Below are 9,407 nucleotides of genomic sequence, written 5' to 3'. Positions count from 1 at the left end.
GGTGTTCATGACGGTGGCGAGGTATTCGTACTGGTCCGTGGTGGCGAAGATTTCGAGGTGGTGCAGGCCGTGACGGGGCTTGCGGATGAATGCCCCCCAAAGTCCGGCCGCAGCACATTGGAGGGCAGCCCTGGCAGGCGGTGCCTGCGGGCTTCCCGGACCAACAATGTCCTGAAGACTACAGAACATTTCCGGCCAGGGATAGCCCAAAACGCAAACATTCTTCTGCGGGTGAACGCGCTTTCCGAGGGTGTGTGGAAAGGCTGTGGATAACATGTGGATATCCGCGCTGGACAGGCTTGCGAAGGCACCGCGGACGGAGAATAGTGAGAAGCGGAGGCGGGTTGTTCCGCCGGCGCCTGCGGCTGGCCGCCGGGTGCGGGAAACGCTCCCCGCTTCTGGCAGAATAGCCGCAGCATCAGGCGGCAGTAGCGCAAGGAGGCGGCCCCATGGGCGCACACGAGTTGCATCCGGATCCGGCCCGGGACGGCGGAGGCACTTCCGCCACGCCCGAGGGAATCGTGGTTGGCGTTGACGGCTCCGACCACGGCCAGTGCGCCCTGGTGTGGGCGGCCCGTGAAGCCCAGCGCCGCCGTCGTCCCCTGCACATCGTTACCGCATACTCAGTGCCCATCTTCGCCGCGTCCGGCCTGGACGGCGGCTATGCCACAGTGGACGACTCCGTGATCCGTGAGGGTGCCGAGGCTGTTGTCCGCCAGGCCCTGCAGAAGGTTTCCCAGTACGACATCGAGGTGACGTCGTCCGTGGAAAACGGGGACGCTTCTGGGGTGCTGCTGGAGATGTCCGAAACTGCCGAACTCCTGGTGTTCGGCACCCGCGGCCGCGGCGGCTTCGTGGGCCGGCTCCTGGGGTCGGTAAGCAGCGCCCTGCCCGCTCACGCCAAGTGCCCCACGGTGACCGTGCCGCTCGTCTGCTCGGACCGGCTCGGCGAAACCACCGAGGACCGGCGCATCAGGGCTGAACAGGCAAAAGCCGGGCATCAACGCGTGGAAAACGTGGTGGTGGTGGGCGTGGACGGGTCCGAACAGGCCCGGGTTGCCGTACTGGAAGCAGCAGACCAGGCTGAGCGGCTGGGGGCCACCCTGCGCGTAGTCTGTGCCGTTCCCCAGTACAGCGGTTCGCTGGCCTGGGTTCCGGCACCGATGGACCGCAAGGCTCTTTTCGCTGACATCCAGGTGACCCTGGACGCCGGTATGGCCTGGCTCCGCAGCCACTACCCTGCCCTTCCCGCCGAATCGCAGTTGCGGGACGGATCACCGGTGGACGTGCTGGTGGAGGAAAGCCGGCACGTGGAGCTGGTGGTGGTGGGAACCCGCGGCCGCGGCGGCTTCACCGGGATGCTGCTGGGTTCCACGTCCGACGGCGTGCTGCACCACGCCAAAGGCCCCGTCATGGTGGTCCCGGACCGGGAAGACCCCCGGCTGGCGGACCGTGCCAGGTTCGGACCCATCCTCGGCGACGCCGCCTGATCCCGTAGCCCCGCCACCAGGGACACACGGACATGCGGCCGCACGCGGAGCCCGAGGGAAGCCTTGCGGACAGTCCCGGACTGGTCCGGGACCTGTCCTCCGTGAACGCCGGCATGCTGGACCTGGCAGGAGGCAAGGCTGCCAACCTGGGCGAACTGATGTCCGCGGGCCTGCCCGTGCCGGACGGCTTTTGCCTCACCACGGAGGCGTACCGCCGGGCCACCGGCACGCCTTCCTCCCTGCTTCCCGGCATTGCCATGGTCCATGCCGCCCTGAAGCCGGCGCCTGGTGCCGGCCCCTTGGATCCTTCGGAGCTGGCCGATCTTGCTGCGGTTGCCCGCAGCGCCATCCTGGACGCACCGATCCCCGATGACGTAGCTGCCGCCGTCGAACAGGCCTACCGTGGACTGGGCCACGACGCGCCGGTGGCAGTGCGGTCATCGGCCACCGCTGAAGACCTGCCGTTCGCAAGTTTCGCCGGGCAGCAGGATACGTACCTCAATGTGGTGGGCGTCGGGCCAGTGCTGGAAGCGGTGCGGAAGTGCTGGGCGTCGCTGTGGACGGACCGTGCCACCGCATACCGCGCCAGCCTGGGCATCGATCCCGCCGGCGTCGCCCTTGCCGTGGTGGTCCAGCGGATGGTGGAGGCAGAGACCGCCGGGGTCATGTTCACCGCCAACCCGCTGACGGGCCGCCGGGGCCACACCGTCATTGATGCCAGCCCCGGCCTGGGCGAGGCAGTAGTGTCCGGGGCGGTAAACCCGGACCACTACGTGGTTGATGCCCTGATAGGCAGGGTCCTGGAACGGAAACCGGGGGACAAGAAGGTGGCGGTCCGGGCAGTTCCGGGAGGCGGGACCCGGACTATAGAGGCGGCCGGCGCCGCGGCGGGCGAGTGCCTTAACGAGAGCCAGGCCGCCGCCTTGGCACGGCTGGGCCGGCAGGCAGAGCAATACTTCGGGGCGCCGCAGGACATCGAATGGGCCATCGACGACTCCGGAATCCTGTGGCTCACCCAGTCCAGGCCCATAACCACCCTCTATCCGGTCCCGCAGCGGTCCGACGCGCACGGCAGCGGTAACGGCACCAGGGTCTACCTCTGCTTCAGCCTCGCGCAGGGCCTGACCCGGCCCATCACACCCATGGGACGGGCGGCATTCCGGCTTCTCGCCTCCTCGGTGGCGCAGGCGGCAGGGTTCCACGTTCCCGATCCGCGCCGGGGGCCGTCCCCCTACGCGGAAGCCGGGCAGCGGCTGTACTTCGACCTCACCACCCCGCTGCGGAGCACCGTGGGCCGGCGGATCCTTCCCCGCGTTTTCGACGTCATGGAGGCCCGCTCGGCCGGCCTGCTGAGGCAGCTCTTCGACGATCCGGCATTCTCCGTGACCCGCCGGACGCCGCTGGCGCTGCTCCGCCATGTTGTTCCCGCCGCGGTCCGGGCCAGGGCCCCCGAGTCGGTCCTGCGGGGGATGTTCAGGCCCGCTGCTGCACTCCGTCGCCTGGACCGCTTTACCCGCCAGTTCGAGGCGGCGCTGGAGGCACCGGCCCCCGCCGGGCCCGCCGGGCGCCTCGAGCACGCCGAAATGCTCCTGCGGACCCGCCTGTTCGCCATCGTTCCCGCCATCCTGCCGCTTCCCGCCCTGGGATTCGCCATGCTGGCTGTGGCGGGGAGGGCGCTGGGCGGCACCCGGTGGGACGAACTCCAGCCGGTGCTTCGCGGCCTGCCCAACAACGTGACCACCGAGATGGACCTGGAGCTGTGGCGACTCGCCGTCGCCATCAGGGACGACGCCGAGTCATATGCCGCCCTCACAACCCAGGACCCGTCACGCCTGGCCAAGGACTTCCAGGCCGGACGTGTCCCCGCCCGGCTTGAGGCCGGCCTCACCAGGTTCCTCGACCGGTACGGCCACCGCGCAGTGGCGGAGATCGACGTCGGGATGCCGCGCTGATCTGATGACCCCGCTCACATCATCGGTGTCCTGGCCAACTACCTTCGGCTGGAGGACCCGGACCTGGCCCCCGACGTGCAGTTCAGCAAGGCGGCCGAGGATGCAAACGCGCAGGTTGCCAGGCTCGTAGCCCGTGCAGGGGCACGCAGCCGCCTGCACGGTATGGTGGTCCGGGCTGCCCTGCGGAGGGCGCGGCTCTTTGCCGGGCTGCGGGAGCTGCCGAAGTACCAGCTGGTCCTGGGCCTCGCGGAGGTCCGCAAGCAGCTGCGGCACGTGGGCAGGGAACTCGCCGAAGCCGGAATCCTTGAACAGCCCGATGACATTTTCTTCCTCGACTTCAACGAAGCGCACCAGGCGCTGCCGGAACAGGCAGGCGGCGGAGCCCTGGACCTGCGGGAGCTGGTGGCGGAGCGGCGGGCCGCTTATGAGTGGGAACTCGAACGGCGGCGCATCCCCCGGGTGCTGCTCTCGGACGGCACCGAGCTCGAGGCGCTGCAGCCGGCGGCTGGCGCGGCCACGGACGGCGCGCTGGCCGGGAGCCCCGCCTCCGCGGGAACCGTGACAGCAGCTGCCCGCGTCATCCTGGATCCCGTGGGTGCGCACCTTGAGCCCGGCGAAATCCTGGTGGCCCCGTCCACGGACCCCGGCTGGACCCCGCTGTTCCTTACGGCGGGCGGACTGGTGATGGAAATGGGCGGCCCCAACTCCCATGGCGCCGTGGTGGCCCGGGAGTATGGCATTCCGGCCGTCGTGGGTGTTCCCGATGCCACGGGCAGGATCACCACCGGGCAGAGGGTTACGGTCGACGGCGGCTCGGGAACCGTGACGCCTGCGTGACCGGTGCCCGTGGTACCAAAACGCCTTCCAGGAAGGGGCCTCCGGCCCGTGTCTACGCGCCTGCGCAGGCGTAATCTTGAGCTATGGGCTCAGACACAGCGGGCTCCGACACCACCGGCTCAGGCAGCTGGCTCCCACGGCGGAATCCGCCGGGTGCCAGGCGCGCCTGGCTGCGCTGGTTGCCTGCCATGACAGTACCTGCAGTGATCGCCGCCGGGGTACTCGCGGGAACTATCCCGGCCCGGGCTGGCGACCCTCTGCCCGAAAAGTCGCCGGCGGAAGTGCTGGCCCTGCTGGCTCAGCACAAGGTCTCCACCTTTTCCGCGACCGTTGAGCAATCGTCAGATTTGGGCTTGCCGGAACTGCCCGCTGCCGGGCCCACATCCGGGCCCGCCTCTGCAGGGGGCGCAGCCTCCCTGTTCGAGCTGCTCTCCGGCGAGCACACCGCACGGGTATACATGGACGGCAAAACCAAGGTGCGGGTGCAGGTAGTGGACCGGCTGGCCGAACGGGACATAGTCCGCCGGGACAATGACCTCTGGTTCTATTCCTCCAAGGACAACTCCACCGCCCAAGTGACCCTTCCGGCCGTCGCCAGCGACCTGCCGCTACACGTGCCGCCAAACGCCGGACCGCAGGACCCGAACTTGCCTCCGGCCGAACCGGCCAACCCGGACGGCATGCACACGCACACGCCCGCGGACATTGCCGGACATCTCCTGGCCAAGGTGGAGCCAAGCACTGCTGTGTCAGTGGGTGAGGACGTGGACGTGGCAGGGCGTACCGCCTACAACCTGGTGCTTGAGCCGCGCACCGATGCCACGCTTGTGGGCAAGGTGGCCATTGCCGTTGACGGGGAAACCGGGTTGCCCCTGTCCGTCCAGGTGACCGCCCGGGGTGCCTCCACGCCGTCGTTCCGTGCCGGCTTCACCAGCCTGTCCCTGGATGTGCCGGATGACTCCCTCTTCACCTTCGTGCCCCCGCCCGGCAGCACCGTCAAGGAACTGCAGTTCCGTGACCCGGCCCGGTGGCCGCTCAGCTTCCGCGCCCCCGGCATGGTCATCACTCCCGAACATCCGGCGGCCCTCCGGCAGCATCCGGCCCGTCCCTCCGTCACGGGGAAGGGCTGGGAGACGGTTGTTGGCATCCCGGCCGCGGCGGCGGGCGGGACCCTTGCGGACTCCCTGCTGCGGGATCCTCTGCTGTCCCAGGCCGCTGTCGCCGTCCCGGGCGGACGGCTGCTGTCCACCACGCTCCTGAACGTGCTCGTCACCGATGACGGCCGCATCTTCGCCGGCATGGTGCCGGCGGACAGGCTGCAGGCCGCTGCCTCGGCGGCTCCGTGATCCCGCCGGGCGCAACCGGCCCCGGGACATACAACCTTGCCATTGAGACGCAGGGCCTGACCAAGAACTTTGGCCGGCAGGTTGCCGTGGACGCCGTGGACCTCGCCGTGCCGCCAGGTTCCGTGTTCGGGTTCCTTGGTCCCAACGGATCCGGCAAAACCACTACTATCCGCATGCTGCTGGGACTTGCCGCGGCGTCAGCAGGAACGGTGAGCCTGCTGGGAATGGAGATGCCGGGCAGGTTCCGGGACGTGCTGCCATGGGTGGGCGCGCTGGTGGAAGGGCCCGCCTTCTACCCGTTCCTGTCCGGTGCAGCGAACCTTGCCCGCCTGGATGCCGCCGGCCGCAGCACCGTGCCCGCCACCCGGAAGGACCGGGTGGACCGTGCCCTTGAACGGGTGGGGCTCTCGCATGCCGCCGGCAAGAAGGTGCACGCCTACTCGCTGGGAATGAAGCAGCGGCTGGGCATCGCCAACGCCCTGCTCACCCGCCGGGAACTGCTGGTGCTGGACGAGCCCACCAACGGACTGGACCCGCAGGGCACGCGCGAGGTGCGCAACCTGGTCCGTTCGCTGGCCCATGACGGGGCCACGGTCTTTGTCTCCAGCCACCTGCTCGCCGAGGTGGAGCAGATGTGCACGCACGCCGCCATCATGAGCGCCGGCCGCCTCGTGGCGCAGGGACCGCTCGCCGAACTGCGCCGGGCCGGCAGCGCACGGATCCGGCTGCTGACACCCGACGCCGGGCCGGCCAGGTCCGTGCTGGCCGGTTTGGGCCTGGCCGCGGAGGCCGGCGGAGCCCAGCCCGACGGCGAGGTCCTCCTCGCCAGCCTGTCCGCCGCATCCGACGGCCGACTTCCCGAGGATATTGTGGGGCACCTGGTGGCGGGCGGCGTGCGGGTGCGGGGGTTCGCCGTCGAACGCGAAAGCCTGGAAGACCGCTTTGTCGCCTTGACCGGAGAGGGGTTCGACGTTGCCCAGTAGCGTGCCGGCGGAAGTCCCCGGAACAGCCGCGCCAACGGCCAGGGAGGCGCGGGAGTCCGTATTCTCCCTGATGCTCTCGGAGCTGCGGGTCCTGTTCGGCCGCCGCCGAACGTGGGCGCTGCTGCTGGCGCTGGCAGCCATTCCCGTGCTGATCGCCATCGCGGTGCGGGTCTCGTCCGCTGTTCCGCCCGGCCGTGGCCCGGCCTTCCTGGACCGCATCAGCCAGAACGGCCTGTTTGTTGCCTTCACTGCCATGCTGGTCTCGGTGCCGCTGTTCCTGCCGCTCACGGTGGGGGTGGTGGCCGGGGACACCATCGCCGGCGAGGCAAACCTGGGCACCCTCCGGTACCTGCTGGTCGCGCCCGCCGGTCGGGTCCGGCTGCTGCTGGTCAAATATGCAGGGGCGCTCGCGTTCTGCATTGTCGCGCCGCTTGCTGTCGGCCTTGCCGGTGCCGCAATCGGTGCCGCCCTGTTCCCGGTGGGGCCCGTGACACTGCTGTCGGGCGACGTCATCCAGCCGCCCGAAGCCGCCGTCCGCATCCTCCTGATTGCCGCCTACCTGGCCGTCTCGCTGGCGGGGCTTTCCGCCGTCGGGCTCTTCCTGTCCACCCTCACGGTGGTTCCGGTGGGCGCAATGGCGGCCACCGTGGTGGTTTCGGTGGTGTCCCAGGTCCTGGACCAGCTGCCGCAGCTGGAATGGCTGCACCCGTGGCTGTTCAGCCATTACTGGTTCGGGTTCGGCGACATGCTGCGCCAGCCCCTGCTGTGGGACTCGTTCACCAGCAACGCCCTGCTGCAAGGCGGCTACATCGCAGTGTTCGGGGCGCTGGCCTACGGGCGGTTCGTCACCAGGGACATCCTGAGCTGACACCGGGACAGTGCCCGTGCGCCTATGCGTGCTGGTGCGCCTCATGCTCCGAGTGGCTGGCCGGTTCCAGCTGGAAGGTGCAGTGGTCCGTGTCGAAGTGGGAGCCCAGGCAGGTGATGAGCTTGTCCAGCAGCTGGTCTGCACCACGCGCATTCAGCACCCCGTCCTCCACCACCACGTGGGCTGAGAACACCGGCACGCCGGAGGTGATGGTCCAGATATGGATGTCATGCACGTCGGTGACGCCTGCCACGGACAGGATATGCTCACGGATCATCTGCACTTCCACGCCCTTGGGGCTGGCTTCCAGCAGGACATCCACCACGTCGCGCAGCAGGGTCCAGGCGCGCGGGAGGATCAGCACGGCGATCACCACCGAGGCGATGGTGTCCGCGGCGTTGAAGCCGGTCAGCATGATCACCACGGCGGCCGCAATAACGGCGAAGGAGCCCATGAGGTCGCCGAGGACCTCCAGGTAGGCGCCGCGGACGTTGAGGCTTTCATGGTGGGCGCCGTGCAGTATCAACAGGGAGGCGACATTCGCCACCGCGCCAAGGATGGCGGCGAAGAGCATGATGTCTGTGGCCACTTCCGGCGCGGAGCCGATCCGGCGTATGGCCTCGCTGAAGATCACCACGGAGATCACGATCAGGATGAGGGCGTTGGCCAGGGCTGCCAGCACTTCTGCCCGCTGGTATCCGTACGTGCGCTGGTCGCTGGCGGGCCTTCCGGCGATCCAGGCTGCGAGGAGGGCGATCGTCACCCCGGCTGCGTCGGAGAGCATGTGCCCGGCGTCAGCCAGCAGGGAGAGCGACCCGGACAGGATGGCACCCACCACCTGGACCAGGACAACGGCAAGCGTAATCGCCAGCACCGCCACGAGCCGCTTCCGGTGCTGGCCGGTGGCGGTGATGCCGTGGGTGTGGCTGTGGTGGTGTCCCATGCCTACAAGGCTAGCCCCAGCCCAGCTCGTGCAGCCGGTCATCGGAGATGCCGAAGTGGTGCGCGATCTCATGAACCACGGTTACCGCCACCTCGTGGATCACGTCCTCCCGCGACGAGCAGATTTCCAGGATGGGTTCCCGGAAGATGGTGATCCGGTCCGGCAGGGACCCGGCATCCCACCAGGAGTCGCGTTCGGTCAGCGGGACGCCCTCGTAGATTCCCAGCAGCACGGTGTCAGGATCTTCCCCCGGCCCGGGCACGTAATCGTCTTCGATGAAGACGGCCACGTTGTCCATGGCACGGGCCAGCTTCTCCGGGATGCTGTCCAGGGCATCGGACACTGCGGCCTCGAATTCATCCGCGGACATCCGGAAGCCCAGGGGCTCATGCGGACCGTCGGGAATGATTGGAAGGCCGGGCGGAAGGCTGGGAGGCATACTCCGACTTTAGCGCCGAACAGGCTCCGTGGACTCCGTCCCTGAACGGCTCCGGCGGCGGGTCAGCCCTACACCCAGCAGGCAGATGACGCCGCCCGCCAGACCCCAGGCCGTGGGGATCTCGCCGAGCAGGAGCCAGGAAATGAGCACGGTGGCTCCGGGGACCAGATAGGTCGTGGCCGCCAGCTTGCCGGCGTCCACGAGCGAGAGGGCGTAGGCCCACGTTGTGAAGGCGATGGCAGTGGGGAAGATGCCCAGGTACACCAGGCCGGCCGTGGCTCCGCGCGGCGCGGCCTGCACCTCGGACGCCAGTTGCCCGGCAAAAGGCAGGCAGCACACCGCCCCCACCAGGATTCCGAACCAGGTGGCCTGCGCCGCGGGGATTTTCCGCAGCACCGGCTTCTGGATGATCACGCTGACCGCCGCGAGCACGGCGGCAAGGAGGCACAGCGCAACCCCCGCCAGGTCCGCCGCCGCGCTTTCCCCTGTGCCGGTCGCGGGTCCGGCTGCCTGGCGGTAAGTCAGGTGGCCGCCCAGGAAGCCACCGGC

At 69.0% G+C, this 9,407-nt stretch carries 8 protein-coding genes and 1 pseudogene; 5 read left to right on the top strand and 4 right to left on the bottom strand.

Translation table 11 applies throughout. The features are described 5' to 3' along the window. Positions 1–189, bottom strand: a 189-nt coding sequence (locus AC5RTT_RS18665; RefSeq protein ID WP_494146441.1) for a hypothetical protein, incomplete at its 3' end; no start/stop codon positions are given. A 260-nt stretch (positions 190–449) separates the two neighbouring features. On the opposite strand from AC5RTT_RS18665, the gene AC5RTT_RS18660 reads away from it, so the two are divergent. From AC5RTT_RS18660 to AC5RTT_RS18640, 5 genes and pseudogenes are all read left to right on the top strand, one after another. Then, positions 450–1,490, top strand: a complete 1,041-nt coding sequence (locus tag AC5RTT_RS18660) for a universal stress protein (protein ID WP_494052163.1) — start codon at positions 450–452, stop codon at positions 1,488–1,490. Positions 1,491–1,522: 32 nt separating this feature from the next. After that, a pseudogene (locus AC5RTT_RS18655) lies at positions 1,523–4,279 on the top strand (PEP/pyruvate-binding domain-containing protein). Positions 4,280–4,362: 83 nt separating this feature from the next. Continuing rightward, the gene (locus AC5RTT_RS18650; RefSeq protein WP_494146439.1) at positions 4,363–5,625 is read left to right on the top strand and encodes a LolA family protein; all 1,263 of its coding nucleotides are present in this window, start codon (positions 4,363–4,365) and stop codon (positions 5,623–5,625) included. Then, positions 5,622–6,608 carry an ABC transporter ATP-binding protein gene (locus AC5RTT_RS18645; protein ID WP_494146438.1) on the top strand — a complete coding sequence of 329 codons (987 nt, stop codon included), beginning with the start codon at positions 5,622–5,624 and terminating at the stop codon, positions 6,606–6,608. Before AC5RTT_RS18650 ends, AC5RTT_RS18645 begins: the two co-directional genes overlap by 4 nt. A gap of 70 nt (positions 6,609–6,678) precedes the next feature. Next, positions 6,679–7,476, top strand: a complete 798-nt coding sequence (locus tag AC5RTT_RS18640) for an ABC transporter permease (protein ID WP_494146440.1) — start codon at positions 6,679–6,681, stop codon at positions 7,474–7,476. Positions 7,477–7,498: 22 nt separating this feature from the next. On the opposite strand, the gene AC5RTT_RS18635 is transcribed toward AC5RTT_RS18640, so the two are convergent. The 3 genes from AC5RTT_RS18635 to AC5RTT_RS18625 form a co-directional block, all read right to left on the bottom strand. Next, the gene (locus tag AC5RTT_RS18635; RefSeq protein WP_494146437.1) at positions 7,499–8,419 is read right to left on the bottom strand and encodes a cation diffusion facilitator family transporter; all 921 of its coding nucleotides are present in this window, start codon (positions 8,417–8,419) and stop codon (positions 7,499–7,501) included. 10 nt (positions 8,420–8,429) lie between these two features. Next, complete coding sequence (locus tag AC5RTT_RS18630) at positions 8,430–8,858, bottom strand: metallopeptidase family protein (protein ID WP_494010922.1); 429 nt, start codon at positions 8,856–8,858, stop codon at positions 8,430–8,432. Between the two features lie 9 nt (positions 8,859–8,867). Next, positions 8,868–9,407, bottom strand: a 540-nt coding sequence (locus AC5RTT_RS18625) for a DMT family transporter (protein ID WP_494146436.1), incomplete at its 5' end; no start/stop codon positions are given.

It is taken from the genome of Arthrobacter sp. Y3221157 (genome assembly GCF_059089865.1).
This window is presented reverse-complemented; position numbering and strand designations above follow the sequence as displayed.

Coding starts and splice junctions, on each gene's coding strand:
- AC5RTT_RS18660 (WP_494052163.1), top strand. CDS start 450: ATGGGCGCACACGAGTTGCATCCGGATCCGGCCCGGGACGGCGGAGGC.
- AC5RTT_RS18650 (WP_494146439.1), top strand. CDS start 4,363: ATGGGCTCAGACACAGCGGGCTCCGACACCACCGGCTCAGGCAGCTGG.
- AC5RTT_RS18640 (WP_494146440.1), top strand. CDS start 6,679: ATGCTCTCGGAGCTGCGGGTCCTGTTCGGCCGCCGCCGAACGTGGGCG.
- AC5RTT_RS18635 (WP_494146437.1), bottom strand. CDS start 8,419: ATGGGACACCACCACAGCCACACCCACGGCATCACCGCCACCGGCCAG.
- AC5RTT_RS18630 (WP_494010922.1), bottom strand. CDS start 8,858: ATGCCTCCCAGCCTTCCGCCCGGCCTTCCAATCATTCCCGACGGTCCG.